This is a genomic window from Legionella cherrii (assembly GCF_900635815.1).
Classification (GTDB): domain Bacteria; phylum Pseudomonadota; class Gammaproteobacteria; order Legionellales; family Legionellaceae; genus Legionella; species Legionella cherrii.
The window spans coordinates 1,666,370-1,687,077 of sequence record NZ_LR134173.1 but is presented as its reverse complement, the minus strand read 5'-3'; the positions used below and the strand labels follow the sequence as shown (position 1 = coordinate 1,687,077).

The following is a 20,708-nucleotide window of genomic DNA, read 5'->3' as shown; positions in this document are numbered from 1 at the left end:
TGCCGTTTTTATTCAAAAAATAATTCATTTTATTTCTTTATATATAGAATAGCCTTTTCATAAAGGACAGAAAAACTCAGGTTATAATAAAATCATTCTATCTATGTTTCACTCTAGATTATAGGTAAGATAGCTTAGTTGAGTAGAACTTATTACTTTTATAAGGAAATAGAAATGTATCAAAAAATTTTAGTTGCGATTGATGACAGTGATACATCAATGCATGCCTTCAATGAAGCCATTGAGTTAAGCAAAATACATCATGCAAAATTACTCATTGTGCATATAACCAATGAGTTTTATGCCCCATTTGTAGGAACCGGAGTAGATTATGAAAAACTGGAAGCTTCATTTAAAGAATACGGCCACAAATTTTTGAGCAAGATGCAAACAATTGCCCGGGAGCGCAGTGCAGATTGTGATGCACAATTACTTGAAATTGATTCAGCGCAAGAAACAGTTGCAGATAAAATTATTGCAGCAGCAAAAAAATGGCCAGCCGATTTGATTGTCGTTGGAACTCATGGTCGACGAGGTTTTCAGCATTTGTTATTAGGCAGCGTTGCAGAAGGAGTTATTCGCAATGCGTCCATACCTGTCCTGCTTATTCGCAGCAGACAGTCAGCGAAATGATTACAAAAAATTAAGACCCAATGATGCATAGTATCCTGTTGATAGTTTGTTATAATGCAGCAAAAATTACTGCTTGGGCCTATTTTAATGCAACTGATTAATGATTTTCATGAAATTGAAAAGCACTTTTTTTCTCTCGTAAGCTTAAGTTATCTTGATTATCAAACAATAGCTGCATTTGAAACCGGAGTACTTGCATCAGGGCTTAATCCTGCTTTTGTCATCCAAATCAATGAGCACTTTTTAAAAGATTTGGAGCAATGTAAATCATACTTCACCCAAAAAAATATACCTTGGGCACTGATCATTCCTGAAAAAACACCTGGTTTATCAAAGAACGAATGTCGATTACCTCCAGATTATAAATTAGTCGATACCGGTGTGGGGATGGTATTTGATCTTTTGTCGAATAATCTGCAAGCTGCTGACGTCGAACTTGAATTTAAATTAATGAATGACGATTTAGATACCTGGAGTATTCCCCTGATTCATGGTTTTCAATCAACCCCGGAAATTACTCAGATTTATACTCTAAGACATGCCGAGGCATTGAAAAAATGCAAAGGTATTTACCATTTTTCGGGATTCCTCGCAGGCGAAGCGGTTGTATCCATGACATTAACCGTCAAGGGGCATCTTGCCCGCATCGATGATCTAGCCACACTTCCTAACTTTCAAAAGCGTGGCTTTGCAAGTGCCATGATGGCTTATGCGTTAAAAAATGCTTTAGCGTTGAAAGTACAAAACTGCTTTTTAGAAGCATCAAAAGCAGGTCTAAATCTGTATCAACGTATTGGTTTTCAACCACTTTTTTCAAACCATTATTATGAGCTATGACCTGGTGCAAGCAGCCCTATCATTAATTTAAATTTTGTCTCACTCTCGCTTGGGAAGCCCTTATTCCAATCTCTTTATCTTCATCTTCGATCTTTCTCACCTCTGAAAATCGTTCGCTCTTAATCGCTTCGAGATTAGCAGGTGCGGATAAAGTTTGATTATTGTAGGACAGCAATTGTTGAATTATTTTGGGCTCAGTGACTTCCTCAATGACATTGATAACTTTTTCCCTGGTTCCCTCTTCAAGCTCAAGCTCCTGTATACGTTTGATTAATAGTTCTGTTGGCGATAAAGTTTCTGGAATTGTCATCTCTTCTTTTCCGTGGAGCTCCTTCCACTTATCCGATGCAGCTGGAACACTTTCCTTTTTAGATTGGGATAGCGCGGAAATTACAGAATCTCTTGACCCTATATCTCTCAGCTCAATCTCTTGTGAAACTTTCGTCAATTGCTCGCAGTGTTTTTCAATCCGTCTTTGAAATTCAGCATGATTCGCAGCTGGAACTTCAATCAGTTGTGCTTCATTCACCGCAACTCTTATTCCAAATAAATCGTATACTTGCTCTGCTTGTTGCTTTGTTTTTGCAATGACCTTCAGAGACAAACTGTTATCCTCACGCCATAAATAACTCAGATCGACTTTAGGATCTCGAGGCCTATTATCTTGGCTCAGGACAGCGCGCAAATTAGGTAAGGTTATGAATTTATAGGTGGGTCTAATCAACAATTCATCCCTTTTTTGATGGTACTTTACCTCTGCATTTTTTATGAGTTGACTCAGTGCATCAGCATTGATATTACAACTTAATCCCTCGTCACTTTGTTTGCACTCAAGCCCAAACTCATCCTTGAATTGGCCGGCAATATTTTTATTGGTTGTAGTTAGGGTATAAGTCCCATTGGCTTCCTTTTTTAATTGAAAGGGAATTCTGCTACTTGGGGGATCAAAACGCATCGTATTTAGAAAAACTTCACCATCATGAGACATCACCGAAGCAGGGGAAAAATATTTCTCTAGATGATCAAGCAGATCAATTTCCTGGGCAGTTAATAATATTCGTTGTTGGAACGTGGCTAATATATGTTGGTTGCTGTTCCTCGCAGTTGCTGCCATTCCATCAATAAACTCAAGGTAATCAGCAAGTTCTGCATCATGCATCTCGTTTTTGATCCCCATGTCAATTAAATCTATTTTTATTTGACTAAAATATAAATCAAAAGTAGATAGTTTCCCTGAGCATAGTTCTATAATTTGTGCATCGATTAAAGCCTGTAAATGGCTCCCCTCCTGGCTTTGCTCTCTAAGCCTTCCTAAGGAACTTAACAATTCTTCAGGGGAAGGAGTTTTTTCTTGAATTCGTTTTAATTCTTCCCTTAGCCCAGGATAACTATTTATTACTTCTTCACTGGGATTTTCTCCAGTAATCATTTTTCTGAGTAAATGAACTCCCTCCATGCGTTCAGACAAGGCAGTGTCATAGAAAACGCTGTAGTTTCGATACATAAAATGACGGGCAAAACCAATCGTTGAAGAGCTTCTAAATAGTGCAGGAGCTTTAGCAAATTTGTCTTCAAATGAAAAATCATCACTTAAACTTGCTGCTACGCCCTCTCCTTCATAAGGTTTACCATAGTCAAAACCATAAAAAGCCTCATCTGCAAAACCTTTATTTTGTGCTTCCTTACCTATACCATCGCGATCGCCAACGCCAATACCAAAAATCAAATTCTTAGCTAAGCCCAAAATATATTTAGAGTACTTAACTGCTGCATTCTTATCCTCAACCAATACACCATTGTAATCAGGCTCAGAACCGCCATATAGAAAGTGAGTTAGTTCTTTTAATCCATTTTTCCAGCCACAAGCCAATACAGCATGAACTTCGCCTTTACCTTTATTGATCCAAACAATTTCCTGCCTTTGATTTTGGGCACTAAAAATTCCCGCAAAACGAGTACCAACAAATTCTCTCAGAGCTTCTTTATTCGCTTTGATTCTGTCTTTTTGCCCCTCTGCATAATCCAGTTTATACATCCAGGCGCTTAACTGATTGTTCTTAGCAACAGCCGTTTTCACTTCACCGCAAAGCCATTGGATACAAGGAGTCATTACTCCCTTAGCATGAGGTCCTTTTATGTGACTGCTGATAAAAATTGAAAAAATAATTTGCTTTTGGTGCAAATCCTTTTCTTTACTCAAAAGTTCCTTCAAGTCTTCGAGTTTTTGCACATCTGGAACTTGTTGAATAGATGGCAAACGATCATGAGATAAAAGTTTATCCAGTTCTAGAAAAAATAATTCATCTATATCAATTGCCCTAAATCCTGGCTCTACTCCACTCGGTTTTTCTGCATAGCAGAATTGTTTGTCGCCAAACATACTGCCTAATCGAGTAAATTCAGCATTTTTACGTAAGGTAAATTGGCCTATTTGCTCTCGGGACGTTTCGACATGATCTAACGAAGGACTGACTCTAGGCTTTGGTTCTTCGTATTTTCCTAGCACTGGAGCACTTTTCGAGACATGACCCACTTCAGTTGCTCTCCTTCGAATAGGTGGTAATAAACTGTCTTTCTCTGAAGATTTTATACCTTGAGCATTTAAGATTTGCATTATCAAACCATCTGATTTGATATAAATAGTTGATTCAGGACCTAACTTGACACCAAAATTTTGTGCACAAAATTGTCTAATAAACTTACCTAAGCCACTATTTGAGCCACCAAAAGATTTTGAAATCAGAGCATATTCACTCACAAAAACATCCAGGAGTGCAACAATTTTGGCATCATCAGATAATGTTTCATCCTTCTTTATTTTGATTATTTCTTGATTCAGTCTCTTTAAACTGTTTTCTCGTGAAGTACCCACTTCGAGTCCATTCAATTGATTACTGATTTCAGTGTACGCCTTTGCGAAGTGATTTGTTTTTATGAGTGATTTTCGTTGATTTGGTTCAGTACTTTTAGAAAACATATCATCTCCCCCTAAGGATTTATGATAGAAGTACATGTTCAAAACAGGTGTTTGACATGCACTCGATTAGATCATACTTTAATCATACCCCTTTATAGTTAACGAACTATTAAGCGGTTTGTAAAAATAATGCAACCGCATATTGCATAAAATGAGAAAAATGACTATTTTTTTGATCCAGGAATAGGTAAAGTATAGTACACAAGACCAAATAATAATCATCTAAACATTATTATAGACAATAAGTTCGATTTATTTCATGAACAAACTAAAATATCATGGTTAAATGGAGACGGTTTATAAATAAGATTGAACCAAAATGGCGAATGGCAAAAGCGCCTGATTCATCCACATTCTAAAAGGCATATTGATTAATGACCAATAAAGGAAAAGATAAAAAATCATCATCCTTTACCTTATTTCCAGTGACACAACTCAATGGAACGGTGGTGTATTATGCCTGTGATTTTTCCCAGGAGTTAGGCCATTCGGTTTATATGGGACATCAATGTACATTGATCCACAATGAGCCTATTGATTTCAAACCGCGGCGCGTTAATAAAGAAGAGCTTATCATTGATGAAAAAAAGCCGGTATCAATAAAGCTTTATGACGACAGACAACATCCGTCTCCTTTTCAATTTTATGCGTCACAGAAAGCGCTCTTAAATATCGAAGGCCGGGATGTGCTTATCATGGATTATATTGATGGGTTTCATATTTACCCAGATTCCAGCGACAATCCGGAACTAAATCAATTAACTTTTTTTCAAGCGGTCGATGTGTCTTGGCAATTAATTCTAAGACTGAACCACCTTCATTATAACAATACCAGCGGCCCTCCCATTGTTCATGGTGACATCCATGGTGAGAATGTCAAAATAAAAATGAATGCCATCATGGATGCTGAAGAAAAAAGATATAAATTTGAGGTGTCTTACTTGGATCTCGATTATGCCAAACCCATAATTCGAAGACCGCAAATCCCTCAAGGGACTCCTGAACATATCGCCTGTGAAATACTTCAAGGCGACTATTCTGAATCGAGTGATTTTTTTGCATTAGCACCGCTTTTATTGAGTGTCTTTGGTGCGAAAAATCCCCTAAAAAAAATAATTGAATTCAGAAATAATAATCCACATATGAAGTCAGATAAACTCATTAGGGCATTTCGGGAGCTTGGTTTTTGTAGCGAAGGTCTCTTTGAGCATTTTGATAACAAACCGAGCCCATTTATTTGTGAGCTGATAAAAAAATTTATTCTGCAAATGGGCGAAAAGAACAAGGAAAATCGACCCTCACCCGATGCAGTACTTGAGTTCTTTACTGCATTAAGGCAATTGCTCCTACTCGATGAATATGACCCACTCACTGCGGATGAAGATAAAGGGCGTTATCTCTTGCGTCTTTGTGTAGCGGCCAAAGAGGAGCGTTGGTTAACCGAGAAAAAATATCAAACATTATTTTTTAGTTTGAATGAGCACTTGCAAAATAGATTAATTACGTTAATGAACCAGAATCAATGCATTATCCTCTATAAAATTGCTCAAGAAAAAAAAACGCCTGTCTCACTGGTCAATCAATTAAGGGCAAAAATTGCAGTTCATCTAAAGGAACAAATTGATTTATTAGGAACATCATCTTGGCCAAATCTGCTTTTCTTTTCTTCAATAACGCGACATGACCTGCAATGGTTACTTGACTGTTATGAACATAATGATGCCGCAGTTTTTTACTCGGAAGAATATAAAAAAACAAGAAAAAAATTAGCGTGTTGTGCTGAAAAAAATTTAGTACCGTTAATCTCCATTGTTACTGAAGGAATTACAAGTACTATAGACTCCTCAACTCCAAGTATTAACGAGGACCGAATACACCAGATTACTTGATTAGGCATTGGAAAAGCCCGTCAGGCAATTCAGTTAGATAGCTACCCAGATTACGCATTATACAGACCTCATCTGAAAGATCAGGACAAATCGATATCGGGGATTGCTAACTGGCTTCTTATAAGAACAACAGTGGGTCTTACTATTGGATTTGGAAAATCAGATAATCTGGCAGCAGCTTATGGGATAGCCTTATCAGCAACGTTGCTTGCAACCTCGGCACAGTTATTTATTCAAATATGGTATTGGGATGTTCTAAGGGCTGGAATAATTACAGGTCTATACTGACAATAGACATCACCCGAAAAAAATATCAAATTGAGGCATTACTGATGACCTATTTTTTTCACCGGATTTTCTTGTCAGATCCTGAAGCTAATGCCGCTTCAGATTGAATATCCTCTTCAACTACAACTTCGACTTCGGCTTTTCTTTTTTTATTAGCTTCCGGGGTACTTAAAACTGCCAAATCACTTTTCGATAATAAAGTGGGGGCACTTGCTTTTTTTCTCCAGCCCAATACATTAATGTTTAAATCTTCTTTTAAATTTTTCGACATCTCAAATTTGAGAACATTTTGCAAAGCTTTGGCACAATGATTTTTAAAAGCGTGCTTACAGGATTCTTTTCCTAAATCCAATAGAAGATACTTGGAAGGTGAGTCTTCTAACTCATCAAGCCTTTCCTTCTCTGTTTTTTGAAACCAGTCGCTTATCCCAATATCATCAAGATCTGGTGGATAAAAAGCAAATTTATTATAAACGGCAAGGGAGTCTGCTGTTGGACTGACGGACATTTGCGTCTGCCTTGTATTTACGAAAAAATTAAAAGCCAGCACCATCATGAAGTTAGCAAGTCCTTTACAGCGATAATCTTTACTTACAAATAGACTATATAATTGGGACATATCTTCTGAATTTTGGATTAGCCTTAATTCGATAAAACCAATAACCTTGCCATTATCTCGCAAAACAAGCATTAAATCACATCTCTTGCCATCTTTATGGAGCAATTTTCCATTTTTGTTAAATAGCTCAACCGTATCATCCTCTAATTTTTCCACATCTTCATTTTCAAAATAAATTTCTGCCATCGCGCTTTCGTTCTTCACGTAATTGAAAAAGACAGAAATATCATCTTTATTAGGATAATCTAGAACATACTTCGGCGTACTCGGTGGAACGACCTTATCATCTACTTTTCCTTCCATAATTGATGCCCAAATAAAAACCCATTAGATTAATTATAATTCTATTAGATCATATATTCAACATAAAGAGTATTTTATATAATTAAGCATTAAGATGCATGAAACAGTGGTGGGATAAAATGAGATTGATCAATTTTTGAAATCATGACCGCATAAGAAAATACGAAATTGTTAATATCAATGAGAATATGATCATTTCTCCATTAGTATATACTTATATGAAACCAGTTGTTTTTCCTACTCATTTAGCAAGAGTTAATAATAGTCTTAAATCAGGGGGGCGTGTGGAAAACAAACAATGGCAGTCGCTCTGGTATGTGCTGATGATTTTCTGGATGTTCATCCTGTTCCAGAACTTTTTTTTCGCCTCACATCCTGTCAATATTGCTTACAGCGATTTTATCACTCTTTTAAAAGCAGATAAGTTAGATAATGTCCTACTGGATGAAAGCTACATTACCGCAAATGTGAAAACTGAAGGTTTGGTAGGCTTACTCCCTGAAGATAAATTAAATGAAATAAAAAAATATGGTGGTCAAGAACCACAAATCACGACCGTACGTATTAATGATCCCTCTCTGGTATCCACTCTGGAAGCTGCAAAGGTAAAATTTAATGGGCAAGCTGAAAATAAATGGATAACCCTGCTGTTATCTTGGATTATTCCTGCACTGCTTTTTTTTGCACTATGGAGTTTTTTGTTAAAACGTATGGGCTCAGCTGCTGGTGGGGTCTTAGATGTTGGGAAAAGTAAAGCCAAAGTGTATATGGAAAAAGAAACGCATGTGACCTTTGAAGATGTTGCAGGAGTAGATGAAGCCAAAGCCGAGCTTATGGAAGTGGTCGAATTTCTCAAAAATCCACAACATTATACCCGTATAGGGGCTCACATCCCTAAAGGAGTGCTTTTAGTTGGCCCCCCGGAACAGGGAAAACACTGCTTGCACGCGCCGTAGCAGGTGAAGCTGGAGTGCCATTTTTTTCAATTAATGGATCCGAATTTGTAGAAATGTTTGTTGGCGTTGGAGCAGCGCGAGTGCGGGATCTTTTCACGCATGCCCGAGAAACAGCCCCTGCAATTATTTTTATCGATGAACTGGATGCTTTGGGGAGAGCTCGTGGTGCTTATGTTACTGGGGGGCATGATGAAAAGGAACAGACGTTAAATCAGTTGTTGTCCGAAATGGATGGTTTCGACGCCAGTGAAGGATTAATTCTACTTGCCGCAACCAATCGTCCGGAAATTCTTGATCCGGCATTATTACGCGCCGGACGTTTTGATCGTCATGTACTGGTGGATCGTCCTGAAAAAAAAGGCCGCATAGAGATTTTGAATGTCCATCTGAAGAAAATAAAACAAGCCCCGGATGTTGATCCTGAAAAAATTGCAGCCTTAACCCCTGGTTTTTCTGGTGCTGATTTAGCAAATCTGGTTAATGAAGCGGCTTTACTTGCCACGCGTCATAATGCCGACTCGGTGAGTATGGATGATTTTACTAACGCTGTAGAACGCATTGTAGCCGGTTTAGAAAAAAAGAACCGCTTGCTCAATCCTGAGGAACGTAAGGCGGTGGCATATCATGAAATGGGCCACACGTTAATCGCACTCTCCTTACCCAATGTCGATCAAGTGCATAAAGTTTCAATTATTCCGCGCGGAATAGGCAGTTTGGGTTATACCATTCAACGCCCTACTGAAGATCGCTATCTCATGACCGAAGAAGAATTAAAAAATAAGATGATGGTTCTTCTTGGAGGCAGAGCAGCTGAATTTGTAATTTTTGGCCACTATTCAACTGGAGCAGCAGATGATCTCGCCAAAGCAACGGATATTGCCCGCAGCATGGTGATGCGTTATGGGATGGATAAAGAACTTGGACCGGTAACCTATCAGAAAGAACACACGACCTTCCTGGAATCACCTATAGCCCATAACGAGCGTGAATTTAGCGAAGAAACTGCGTGTGAGATTGATACCGCCGTTCGCAAAATTATCCAATCTGCATTTGATAATGCCGTGGCCATCATAAAAAAACGCATCAAGATTTTAGAGAAAGGAGCAACCTTGTTATTGCAAAAAGAAACATTGAATGAAGAGGATTTAGTTGCATTGAATATTAAGGAAAATTGAATAGAAGCCTTGCTACAGCACAAAACCCCTATCATGAAACACTCTCTCCACGGGAAGAAGGTGTCCGTCAAGGCGGATGAGGATATTAATCACAATTAATGAACCCTCACCCCTACCCCTCTCCCACAAATGGGTGAGGGGATTTTTAACTGCAACATTCATTGCGTCATCAACTGTTCCTGGCTTAAAGGATGTAACGCACTCGTTTTATCAAAATGAATTAATCCATCAAACTGATAAGGCAATTGTGTAAAAAAATAATGGCTGTAACGTTCAGACTTCGGCAGATAAACCACACCTATAGCACGTTGTAAACGAGGAATGTTTAAATAATGCTCGAGTTTCTCATTATCTAATAAATTTAAGAAAAAACTCTTGTATTTTAGATGATGAAATAATTCCTCATAACTTCCAGGTAACCCAGGCTGTACTTGTTTTTTCTCTCCGGGCAGCCCCCAATCCGATGCAGCCATAACCGTGCCTTCATAAGTCGAAAACCCAAGAGAATAAGAATGCGTATCATATTGTTCTCGTACTAATTGCCCCAGGTTAAACTCCTGACGCTCCCCCATCTCAGTGGCCCGTGAATCACCCACATGTGAGTTATGTGCCCAGATAATGATTTTAGCCGGTTGATTGAATCGGGTTTCTAAATGATCAGCTAACACATTAAGTGTTTCTGCCATATGTTGATCGCGGATATTCCAGGTAGAAACCCTTCCTTCTAACATGGAGCGATAATAATTTTCTGCATTTTTCACCAACCGGGCATTTTGAGTTGCAAAAAAGTAGGCATCTTCAACCGCTATCCCATCACGGTGCAGGTATTCAAACGCACGATGCTGTAATTCAACTAACTGGGCTACTGCTTCATGGATGCAAGCCTTTTTGATTCCAGCATTGATTAAATAACCATACATTTGCGGATCCTGATTCAAATGATCAAAACACGCATAACGCTGCTTTGCACGTTGTGCTGCGTCAGGGTCGATTTTGTTTAGGAAATCAATGACTGCTTGCATGGAGGAATTTAAACTGTACAAATCAAGGCCATAAAATCCAATTTTTTGAGCGGCTGGTAACTGGTCATTGTATTGACGCAACCAACTCAAAAAGGGCGGAAGAGTAGTATTTCGCCACATCCAAACCGGGAAACGCTGAAAATTATCCAGAGCCCGCTCACTGGAAGTGACGCTTCCCTCACCTTGTAAATAACGATGGACACGATGCACATCAGGCCAATCCCCTTCAATCGCAACTGCCATAAAACCATGCTCTTTAATAAGACGTTGAGATATTTTAATGCGTGCTTGATAAAACTCTTGCGTTCCGTGGGTTGACTCACCAATCATCACAAAACGAGCATTTGCTAATTGCTCTAGCACCGCATCATAGTTTTCGTTTTGGGCTTCCAGAGGGATTACTGAATTATCCAGTGTATCAATTAACTTTTGTAACGCGTCCCTATTCATAAAAGCCTCCTCAAATCACGCATCTCAGCGTCACAAGAAATCTCCATCGTAACGTGCTCGGGATTGCGGAGCAGTATGACGTTATTTTATCCAACACAATACTGGTCAAACCATTTTTTTGCCAGATCCGCTACCTCGCTTAATTTTCCAGGTTCTTCAAATAAATGGGTTGCCTCAGGAACTATTTTCAATTCGGTAGTGCAATTCATCTGGGACACCGCTTGTTGATTCAATTCAATAACCTCATCATCATACCCCCCTACAATAAGTAAAGTGGGTGTTTTGACTTGAGGTAAATAATTTCTGGCTAAATCAGGCCTGCCACCTCGGGATACTATCGCATGGATCCACTTAGGCTCCTGTGCTGCCGCGACAAGTGCTGCCCCACCTCCTGTGCTTGACCCGAATAAACCGATAGGAAAATGGTATGCTGCTAATTCATTGGTACACCAATGAATGACATCAATAAGCCGAGAGGCTAATAAATGAATATCAAAACGAAATTCACGAGTTACATTATCAATGATGTCCTCTTGTGATGTAAGCAGATCAAAGAGCAAGGTCGCGTATTTTCCCTCATTCAAGGTACTTGCCACATACTGATTACGACTACTGAATCGACTGCTTCCGCTTCCATGCACAAAAATCACCAGTCCCTGAGCTTCTTCAGGGATAAATAAAAATCCATTCAGGTACACATTTTTACTGGGAATTGTCACCGGATGTTGAATGTCTGCGGTATAGGTATTCATGAGTATTCCTTTTCCTGCACCTATCATTATTTCAAGTATAGACTTGTTCAATGATTTGTTAGTCAATGAGCTTAGGATGTACAGAAAACTCAAAATCTTAAAAAAGGGAAAATGGGACTTTTTGTACTCAGGATATAAACCAAAAGACGAGGCTACCGCTGAGAACCATTCCGAGTAATAATAGCGTAGATTGTAAGGCAAAGCGCTTTGGTGTTAAGCTCCATAAAAGCACTATTTTAGATATAAAACTCGCTCCGATCGCAGCATACAGCATCCAACATGCTTGATCGATTTGCACTTTTCCCCCCAAGTAAAGTAAGGCCGTTGCTAAAGAAATACCGTGAATTTCAAGCAGCCCTCCCAGAAATGAAATCAAGAAAACTCCATTGATGGAAATGATACGTTTCGCCATCGCTACAAGTACTAACAATAGCCCAATAAGAATTGAAGTACGTAGAATAGATAATAAATTCAAGGGAGATTCTAATAAGATAACATTATGTTTTTCCTCTTTTTGATGATGAAGCAAAATGACTGCAAATAGGATTCCTGTGCTTATCATTGCAATGAGCGGTCCAAGAATTGAAACCAGTAAGACAGGTGATGCGACAAAAATGATAATAATCACATCGACAAGCATTGCCGCTGTAGCAAGCAAACCAGAAGCTAAAATAGCGTGTTCTGACTGAGGGTATCGCTTTAAGGTCTTGTGAACTTGGGCAAAAACAGCAGTACTCGAAACTAGTCCGCCCAGAAAACCACTTAAGGGGATACCAAGACGTTCACCAAATAGGTGAATGGCCACATAGCCACACAGTTGAATCCCGCCGACCGTTGCAATCAATAAACCAAAAGCTCTTGGATTAAAAAATTGCCAGGGATCAATCGTACGATCAGGAAGAAGCGGCAAAATACCCAAAGTAAAAATAACCAATACAATGACCGTTTCCATTTCATGGGGCTTGAATTTTTTCCGCGCCAAGAGATGAAGTCTTTTTCGTTCAATCAGTATGAGTAAGATAATAGCACTCAGGGTTATTGCTACTAAAGGCAAGCGAGGCACCATATAACCAAGACAAAAAATCAGTCCTGCCGTAATTTCTGTTAAAGCACCAATATTACTGTTCTTTCGCTGATTCGCGCTGATTTGAAAATAATTGAGCAGTAAGATGGCAAACACAAAAGCACTTGCAGTCACCGTAAGCCCGGGTTGGTTAAGGGTGGCAATTAAAGTTCCGAGAATTGATAATAAGGTGAATGTTCTGACACCAATAAATTGCGCGCCTTCCGGATGGCTGCGCTCACGCTCAATACCGATCAGAAAACCAATCAAAAGCGATATGATAAATGATGTAAGTATCTCTAACATAAAGCACTCTTCCCTGGGTCTATTTTATAGGTTCAAAACACGTTCCAGGCATTGGCGCGTATCAACTAAATTGAAATCTCCTTAATAAATGGATTATAGTACATCTATGTCACTATTAAGTAATTGAATTAACGTTTAAAAATAAGGGGAACTTATTCATGGATAATAGAAATCCCTGGGCTTTAAACGTCCCTATTGATGCTTTTTTCTTTGACTGTGATGGTACCCTCTCCCTTATTGAGGGGATTAATGTGCTGGCAACGATGAATGGCGTCGCCAAAGAAGTACACCAAATTACAGCACGATGCATGGGAAAAACCGGGATGACACTCGATGATTATCGACAGCGATTGACCTATGTTCAACCCACAAAAAAACAAGTAGAGGAACTGGCAGAATGCTATAAACGACATACAGCTCCTGGAGCCCAGGATCTCATTCAATTATTGCTTCGTTTACATAAAAAAATTTATATTATTTCCGCAGGGATCAAAGCGGCAGTGGTTCCATTTGCCCAAACGTTAGGAATTCCTCCAAGTCATGTGCTGGCCGTAGACGTTTATTTTGATGAAAAAGGGAACTATCAAGGATTTGATGAACAAAGCAATATGACCCAAGGCAATGGTAAAACTGTAGAAATCGCCTCCGTACTGAAGCCTGGTGAACACTCCTTGTTAGTAGGGGATGGAGTCAGTGACTGGGAGGCTCGAGAAACAGTTACCCGATTTATTGGTTTTGCTGGACTAAGCCCCAAAGAGTGGGTGAAAAAGCATTCCAATTTTTATATTTGCTCTACAAGCTTTTACCCAATAATTCCTTTGGGGCTGACGCAAAACGAGTTGAATCAATTATCGTCACAAGACTATGCTTATTATGAAAAAGGACTTACAGATATTTACAATTCTGTTGTTTTGATCAAGGGGAATGACCATGTTTACTATTCAGGTTCTTGATAATATATCGCCGCAAGGCTTAAGTTTATTTCATCCTGACCTTTATCAATTAGGTCTTAACCCCATTGATCCTGATGTTATTCTTGTGCGTTCCCATAAATTGCATGATCATCAGTTTGACAAAAATTTAAAAGCAGTAGCCCGCGCTGGCACAGGCACGGATAATATTCCTGTCGAGGCTCTTACCCAGTTGGGTATTCCAGTATTTTATGCTCCTGGAGCAAACGCCAACGCCGTCAAAGAACTGGTGATGGCTGCCATGATAATGGGCTATAGGCATTTAGATGAAACCCGCACTTTTATTACCGAATTGTCAAAAGAGGACAATCAATTATTAAATCGAGAAATAGAAACTAAAAAGAAGAAATTTATTGGGCATGAGATTTCAGGTAAAACGCTAGGCGTCATAGGATTAGGTAATATCGGTGTTAAAGTAGCTAATGCTGGACTGGCTTTAGGAATGAACGTATTAGGTTTTGATACCAATATGACCCTAACTAATGCACTTGCATTGATGCCTGGAGTTGAAAAAGTAATGGATATGAATGAGTTGCTTATTCATTCAGATATTATTACTTTACATATCCCTTTAAATTCTGCGACCACTCATTTAATCAACGAGGAAAATATTGCCCTCGTAAAACCTCATACACTTCTACTTAATTTTTCACGCGAACAAATAGTAAGTGAAGCAGCAATTTTACAACAATTGACCAGTAAGCGTCTCATGGGCTATATCACCGATTTTCCAACCATTAATTTGGCAGGACACCCTAATGTCTTATGCTTTCCCCATCTGGGAGCAAGTACTCAGGAAGCGGAGCAAAGTGCGGCTGAAATGGTGATCCGCAATATCTGCAATTATTTAGAATATGGAATCATTGAATATTCGATCAACTTTCCCAATATATCCCTCTCTACGACTCAAGTATCTAATTGTTACCGCTTACTGGCGATTAATGAAAATACCCCTGGGGCTATGGGTAAGATCACTCAGCACATATCAAAACTTGGATACAATATTGAACAAATGGAAAATAAATCCCGTGGACCAATTGCCGTGAACCTTATTGATATATCAGGTCCCAAAGAAGAACTACCCAAGCTGTGCGATCAATTGAAGCATATTCCCAATTTAATAAATATACGACTGGTTTCCAGCTATCAAAAATAGTTAGCCGTCACCCCAGGTGGGGTAAGGGATCTCCCATCGTAACCCAGGTCGACAACATGAGCTTATCTCATTTTGCTTTTTGTGTTTTGATACCCCAAACGCAAATCATTGGGGGTCAAAAGAGCAACATAAAAACAAGGATTTTATAAAAAAAGTGTTTAATTTTTGAAAAACACTATTTTCTTTACTAAACTTCAAAATGTTATTCCCTTATTTAAGATATTTTTACTCTATTTTATAAGGATTGCTGTGCATAATATTGAGTTACTCGCCATTCGTGATAACAAAACAAATGGCATGGCGGTTTGTTTAAAGCCAAGAATTCCATATATAATTACCCCTTCTCTGGTTCATGAGGTTCGGAAGTTACAAAATAAAATAGCGGAGCGATACTACACCTCACCATGGGATGGAATTTATTATATCCTTTGGTATCTACATTATGATACCGCACCCTGGAAGGGGCTAGACTTTCATTTTATTCATGAAGCATTGCTCAGCCATCATGAGCGCAAAATGGAGCATTACATTGAAAGTGTATTTGAATTGTTGTTTATTAATTATGTAGGTTTTGGCCTTCCCTTGATTAACTGTTCTATCATAAACAGGAAACTCAGCGGAATTTCAAAAGATTTCTTCTATGTCAATCGCATCAACTTCATAAAACGGTATAAAGAATTAAATTGCCCTGACTTGAATAAACCGTCTTTTCGTAAATTGAATTTTAATTCTGAAATAAAAAAAGCCTCATTTCCTCTTAAAATTTATACGCGCAATAATTTTTATTGTTTTGATTCTATTGATTTAAATTCAATGAAAAAAATTCTTGGCTCACATCGTTATGCTCCCATACCCCAGCCACAACAAAATGAAATAAAACAGATATTTCATCAACTTAGCCAGGAAACAATTACAAAAATATATCAATTAGCATCAGAAAAAATCAATTTAATTGAACGTTTCGCGTTGATTCAATCTTTAAAAAATGAAACGAGGTAAAATCAACTTTATCTTAATCACAATCCTGTATCGAGTAAGTTGGGCCAAGCTCAACCTACATCACATGCGAATCCGGTCTACCATTTAAAACGCAATAGAGTATAATATGAAAAAATTTTATACAGGAAAAGTGAATTAATGTTCGGATTGAATGACAAAGTAGGCAAATCTTTTTTTAAGGACGCGAAATCCGATGAGCTCTTTGTTACCAGTCGCTTTTTTACCTTACAGGGAGAAGGACCATTTCGGGGGCATCCTGCCTATTTTATTCGATTAGCTAAATGCAATTTGGCGTGCTCTTTTTGTGATACTTATTTTGATGCCGGCGAATGGCTTGACTTTAACTCCCTGTTGGAAGAGGCAGATACAGTCATACATGCTTTTTTTCAAAAACGTAATCTTGCTACCCCTTCTTGGGCGCAAGGACTTGATAAAAAAATGATCCTGGTAATTACTGGGGGGGAACCTTCATTACAACAGAATTTATCTGCATTTTTAGAAAAAGCTCAACCCTATTTTCAACATACTCAAATTGAATCCAATGGTATTTCCATTCTTCCTGATCTTCCTCGATGCACGACTCTGGTCGTTAGTCCTAAGTGTCTGGAAAAAGAGGGTAAAATAATTCGATATCTGAAGCCTCACAGCAAAATGTTGGAACGAGCTGATTATTTGAAATTTGTCGTGTCAGCCCCCGATGATAATCAATATACACCCTATAGTGAAATACCCAAATGGGCGCATGAATGGGCCGAAAAAACAAAAAAACAAGTCTTTGTCAGTCCCATGAATAGATACCTAAAAGAACCTCAGCGTGCGCAAGCGATTCGCGATAAAGGGCGTGATCTGACCTTAGCAGAGCGATCTGAAATCAACGAAGTAGTTAGTTTTTGGGAACCTGGTCTTTTAAATCTGGAAAAAAATCAACGTAATCACGAATATGCTGCAGAATATTGCATGAAATATGGGTTTATTCTTAACTTACAAATCCATCTGTTTGCAAGTTTGCCTTAAGGTAATGGGTTTCGTAGCCCGGATTACGCTGCGTTAATCCGGCTACAAAGTGCCCTAACTATAAATTTTCTTACTAATCTGAACATACCATATCATGGCCACAACATATAGGTGATTTAATTTGCCCACATCCATTAGGACATTTTGCTACTTGAACATGGCCTTTATCCGTTTTAACCATATCACTCACTAATGGTGTATTGCATTTACTGCAGGTTAAATTTTTAACTCCCATTCCACATTTATGGCACTTGTACTCCATTACCAACCCTCCTAGTAAAATAAACCGCTTGTGATGTACAGAGATAAATTATGAACTTTTAATACTGAAGGTCACTTGTGGTTTACCCTAATAATGCGGCATTTAATGCCTCATCAATATGATGTTCATCAAATACTTGCACACCATGTTCCATCAAGAGCGCTGTAGTAACGCCATCCCCTTGCATCAACGTACGTGAAAATGTCCCATCATAAATCATCCCCGAGCCACAAGAAGGGCTCCGAGCCTTTAAAATGGCCACACGTATCTGATGTTTCTTTACTAACTCCAGTGCTTTTTGTGCCCCTCTGAGAAAAAATTCAGTAACATCCTGATTATTATTGGTTTTTACTAAAGCATTTTTCTTTAATACATCACTACCCGATTGTTTATCTTGAATCTCAGCTGGCGGTCTTGGTGTGGGTAATCCCCCGGCCATTTCCGGGCAAATTGTGATGATGTTTCCCTCTTTAAGCCATTGCTGCAACAGCGGATGATTTTGCAAACAGTCACTACCGTCATAACGAACTTTTTCGCCAAGAAGACAAGCACTCATCAGTATTTTTGGCATAAAAACCTCTTGTTTAATCAATATATTGTGAACTCCCTTCTGACTTCAGGCATGTTCCTGAGGTCCGCTCACTCGTTTATACCCGAAGTACTGTGCATAAATCAGAGGACAGCGGCGATCAAGAAGGCTTTTTTATAGCTTGAGTCTCCGTAACCTAAGTGCATTAAAAATCACAGAAACAGAACTTAATGCCATCGCGCTTGCGGCGATAATCGGATTAAGTAATAGTCCTGTTACCGGATACAGCACCCCAGCAGCCAACGGAACGCCTAATCCATTATAAATAAAAGCAAAAAATAAATTCTGCCTGATGTTACTCATGGTAGCACGGGATAGATGATGCGCTTTAACGATACCACTCAAATCACCATGCAGCAGAGTAATGCCCGCACTTTCAATTGCAACGTCGGTCCCCGTACCCATTGCAATACCAACATCAGCGATTGCCAAAGCGGGGGCATCATTTACCCCATCCCCGGCCATGGCGACAACAAGGCCATTGTCTTTCAACTCACTGACTACACGGCGTTTATGTTCAGGCATAATTTCAGCAATCACCTTGTTGATTCCTAATTGCTTCGCAACAGATTGTGCTGTTTTTTGACTATCCCCAGTCAACATGTAGATCTCAACCCCATTTTTTTGGAGCGTATCGATAGCCTCAGGTGTACTGGGTTTTATTGGATCTTCAACTGCCAAAATAGCGACTGTTTCACCCGCGATAGCCATAAAAATTACTGTTGCTCCTTGAGCACGTAATTCATCAGCTCGTTCAATAAGTGAGGTTTGAGCACTTCCATATTCCTGCATCAACTGCAGATTACCAAGTGCTACAGGGGATTCATTGACCTTTCCAATAACCCCTTTCCCAGGGATCGATTCAAAATTCATTACCGTGCTCAGCGACAACTGTTTTTCTTTTGCAGCAGCAATAATTGCATGAGCAAGTGGATGCTCACTATGATGTTCCATTGTGGCTGCTAAAGTGAGTATTTCATCGGTTTCGAATTCTTTATCCGTAATAATTTGGGTTAGTTTGGGACGGCCCAACGTCAGCGTACCAGTTTTGTCCACAACAAGTACCTGAACCTTTTCCATCTGTTCCAGTGCTTCGGCATTTTTGACCAATACTCCATTCTGCGCTCCTTTGCCCACAGCAACCATAATGGACATAGGTGTTGCTAAACCTAGCGCGCAAGGACAAGCAATAATGAGTACTGAAACAGCCGCAAGCAAAGCATAGCTCAATGTGGGTTGTGGACCAAAGACCAACCAAATGAAGAATGCCAATACTGCAATCAAAATCACTGCCGGTACAAACCGACCTGAAACAATATCGGCTAAGCGTTGAATGGGGGCACGGCTGCGTTGTGCTTCACTCACCATACGTACAATATGTGATAGCATGGTGTCACTGCCAATATGTTCTGCCTTCATCACGAAGCTGCCATTTTGGTTTATGGTCGCACCAATCACCTTGAATCCCACCTCTTTGCTGATTGGCATCGATTCCCCGGTCACCATTGATTCATCCACATAACTATGCCCTTCGAGTACTTCTCCATCCACGGGAATTTTTTCACCAGGCCGAACCCGAAGCTTATCCCCAACCTGCACTTGCGCAAGGGGTACTTCCTCTTCATTGCCATTTGAGTCAATTCGCCGCGCACTTTCGGGAGCTAAATTCAATAAAGCCCGAATTGCACCGCCTGTTTGTTCTCGTGCTTTTAACTCCAATACCTGTCCAAGCAACACCAAAGTGGTAATCACTGCAGCAGCTTCAAAATAAACATTGATTAATCCGTGATGACGAAAAGCAACGGGAAAAATACCTGGAAATACCAGAGCAATAGTACTGTAAATCCAGGCAACTCCTATCCCCATTGCAATGAGCGTAAACATATTCAATTGACGTGTTTTTAGCGAAGTGAGAGCACGCTGAAAAAAAGGTAAACCACACCATAAAACGACAGGTGTCGCTAATAGAAATTGAATCCAGGCCGAGTGATTGGCAGTAAGAATATGTTGAAACACATGCCCGCCCATTTCTAATAAAACCACCGGAATACTCAAAATAAGTGCCAGCCAAAATCGATTTTTCATGATTTTGTATTCGGGGTTTTGTTGTTCTGCCGAAACTGTTTCCGGTTCTAATGCCATCCCACAAATTGGACAATTTCCGGGACCGGGTTGACGAATCTCTGGATGCATAGGACAGGTATAGATTCCAGTTTTAATCCCATGCTCATCTGGACCATGTTGCTCATGCATCCTATGGTGTTGGTGACAGCCCTGATGGGTATTTACTGGTTCCGAACGATGTTCGTGATCACAATGTCCATGTTTCATCTTTCACTGATCCTTAATTTGTATCATGTTTTGTGGGCTAACCCTCACCCCTAGCCCTCTCCCGAAAACCGGGGAGGCAATTATTGTAATGTGGGGTATCTTTCTAGCATTAAGTT

At 39.3% G+C, this 20,708-nt stretch carries 18 protein-coding genes; 10 read left to right on the top strand and 8 right to left on the bottom strand.

What is annotated here, in order from left to right:
• Window positions 1-174: 174 nt before the first annotated feature.
• Entirely contained in the window at window positions 175-633 is a 459-nt protein-coding gene (locus EL022_RS07270) for a universal stress protein (RefSeq protein WP_028382332.1), read from the top strand.
• A 54-nt stretch (window positions 634-687) separates the two neighbouring features.
• Window positions 688-1,470 carry a GNAT family N-acetyltransferase gene (locus EL022_RS07265; RefSeq protein WP_241972267.1) on the top strand — a complete coding sequence of 261 codons (783 nt, stop codon included), beginning with the start codon at window positions 688-690 and terminating at the stop codon, window positions 1,468-1,470.
• A 22-nt stretch (window positions 1,471-1,492) separates the two neighbouring features.
• Here EL022_RS07265 and EL022_RS07260 read toward each other — a convergent pair whose 3' ends face one another.
• Entirely contained in the window at window positions 1,493-4,447 is a 2,955-nt protein-coding gene (locus EL022_RS07260; protein WP_028382334.1) for a hypothetical protein, read from the bottom strand.
• Window positions 4,448-4,821: 374 nt separating this feature from the next.
• Here EL022_RS07260 and EL022_RS07255 point away from each other — a divergent pair, with 374 nt between their 5' ends.
• Together EL022_RS07255 and EL022_RS07250 are read left to right on the top strand one after the other, a co-directional pair.
• Window positions 4,822-6,336: a protein kinase domain-containing protein gene (locus EL022_RS07255; RefSeq protein ID WP_028382335.1), complete on the top strand. Its 1,515-nt coding sequence runs from the start codon at window positions 4,822-4,824 to the stop codon at window positions 6,334-6,336.
• Window positions 6,337-6,342: 6 nt separating this feature from the next.
• Window positions 6,343-6,624, top strand: coding sequence for a KUP/HAK/KT family potassium transporter (locus EL022_RS07250; protein ID WP_126325146.1), 282 nt, complete (start codon window positions 6,343-6,345; stop codon window positions 6,622-6,624).
• Between the two features lie 58 nt (window positions 6,625-6,682).
• Here EL022_RS07250 and EL022_RS07245 read toward each other — a convergent pair whose 3' ends face one another.
• The gene (locus EL022_RS07245) at window positions 6,683-7,546 is read right to left on the bottom strand and encodes a GNAT family N-acetyltransferase (protein ID WP_081776914.1); all 864 of its coding nucleotides are present in this window, start codon (window positions 7,544-7,546) and stop codon (window positions 6,683-6,685) included.
• Between the two features lie 188 nt (window positions 7,547-7,734).
• On the opposite strand from EL022_RS07245, the gene EL022_RS16825 reads away from it, so the two are divergent.
• Together EL022_RS16825 and EL022_RS16820 are read left to right on the top strand one after the other, a co-directional pair.
• Window positions 7,735-8,502, top strand: a complete 768-nt coding sequence (locus EL022_RS16825; protein ID WP_277873331.1) for an ATP-dependent metallopeptidase FtsH/Yme1/Tma family protein — start codon at window positions 7,735-7,737, stop codon at window positions 8,500-8,502.
• A gap of 14 nt (window positions 8,503-8,516) precedes the next feature.
• Window positions 8,517-9,677 carry an ATP-dependent metallopeptidase FtsH/Yme1/Tma family protein gene (locus tag EL022_RS16820; protein WP_277873330.1) on the top strand — a complete coding sequence of 387 codons (1,161 nt, stop codon included), beginning with the start codon at window positions 8,517-8,519 and terminating at the stop codon, window positions 9,675-9,677.
• A gap of 158 nt (window positions 9,678-9,835) precedes the next feature.
• Here EL022_RS16820 and EL022_RS07235 read toward each other — a convergent pair whose 3' ends face one another.
• The 3 genes from EL022_RS07235 to EL022_RS07225 form a co-directional block, all read right to left on the bottom strand.
• Window positions 9,836-11,149 (bottom strand): erythromycin esterase family protein, encoded by a 1,314-nt coding sequence (locus EL022_RS07235; protein ID WP_028382337.1) that lies wholly within the window; start codon window positions 11,147-11,149, stop codon window positions 9,836-9,838.
• Window positions 11,150-11,235: 86 nt separating this feature from the next.
• Entirely contained in the window at window positions 11,236-11,901 is a 666-nt protein-coding gene (locus EL022_RS07230; RefSeq protein ID WP_028382338.1) for a dienelactone hydrolase family protein, read from the bottom strand.
• Window positions 11,902-12,028: 127 nt separating this feature from the next.
• Window positions 12,029-13,270, bottom strand: coding sequence for an MgtC/SapB family protein (locus EL022_RS07225; RefSeq protein ID WP_028382339.1), 1,242 nt, complete (start codon window positions 13,268-13,270; stop codon window positions 12,029-12,031).
• A 158-nt stretch (window positions 13,271-13,428) separates the two neighbouring features.
• Between EL022_RS07225 and EL022_RS07220 the strand changes: the two genes are divergently transcribed.
• The 4 genes from EL022_RS07220 to EL022_RS07205 all read left to right on the top strand — a co-directional run bounded on the left by EL022_RS07220 (window position 13,429) and on the right by EL022_RS07205 (window position 17,410).
• Window positions 13,429-14,223 carry an HAD-IB family phosphatase gene (locus tag EL022_RS07220; protein WP_028382340.1) on the top strand — a complete coding sequence of 265 codons (795 nt, stop codon included), beginning with the start codon at window positions 13,429-13,431 and terminating at the stop codon, window positions 14,221-14,223.
• Window positions 14,201-15,397 carry a 3-phosphoglycerate dehydrogenase family protein gene (locus EL022_RS07215; RefSeq protein ID WP_028382341.1) on the top strand — a complete coding sequence of 399 codons (1,197 nt, stop codon included), beginning with the start codon at window positions 14,201-14,203 and terminating at the stop codon, window positions 15,395-15,397. The genes EL022_RS07220 and EL022_RS07215 overlap by 23 nt, the downstream gene beginning before the upstream one ends.
• Window positions 15,398-15,646: 249 nt before the next feature.
• Window positions 15,647-16,396, top strand: a complete 750-nt coding sequence (locus tag EL022_RS07210) for a hypothetical protein (protein ID WP_028382342.1) — start codon at window positions 15,647-15,649, stop codon at window positions 16,394-16,396.
• 138 nt (window positions 16,397-16,534) lie between these two features.
• Window positions 16,535-17,410, top strand: a complete 876-nt coding sequence (locus EL022_RS07205; RefSeq protein ID WP_028382343.1) for a 7-carboxy-7-deazaguanine synthase QueE — start codon at window positions 16,535-16,537, stop codon at window positions 17,408-17,410.
• A gap of 73 nt (window positions 17,411-17,483) precedes the next feature.
• On the opposite strand, the gene EL022_RS07200 is transcribed toward EL022_RS07205, so the two are convergent.
• The 3 genes from EL022_RS07200 to EL022_RS07190 form a co-directional block, all read right to left on the bottom strand.
• Entirely contained in the window at window positions 17,484-17,672 is a 189-nt protein-coding gene (locus EL022_RS07200) for a hypothetical protein (protein WP_028382344.1), read from the bottom strand.
• An 82-nt stretch (window positions 17,673-17,754) separates the two neighbouring features.
• On the bottom strand, window positions 17,755-18,243 hold the full coding sequence (locus EL022_RS07195; RefSeq protein ID WP_028382345.1) for a 2-thiouracil desulfurase family protein: 489 nt from the start codon (window positions 18,241-18,243) through the stop codon (window positions 17,755-17,757).
• A gap of 132 nt (window positions 18,244-18,375) precedes the next feature.
• Complete coding sequence (locus EL022_RS07190) at window positions 18,376-20,592, bottom strand: copper-transporting P-type ATPase (protein WP_028382346.1); 2,217 nt, start codon at window positions 20,590-20,592, stop codon at window positions 18,376-18,378.
• Window positions 20,593-20,708: the final 116 nt, after the last annotated feature.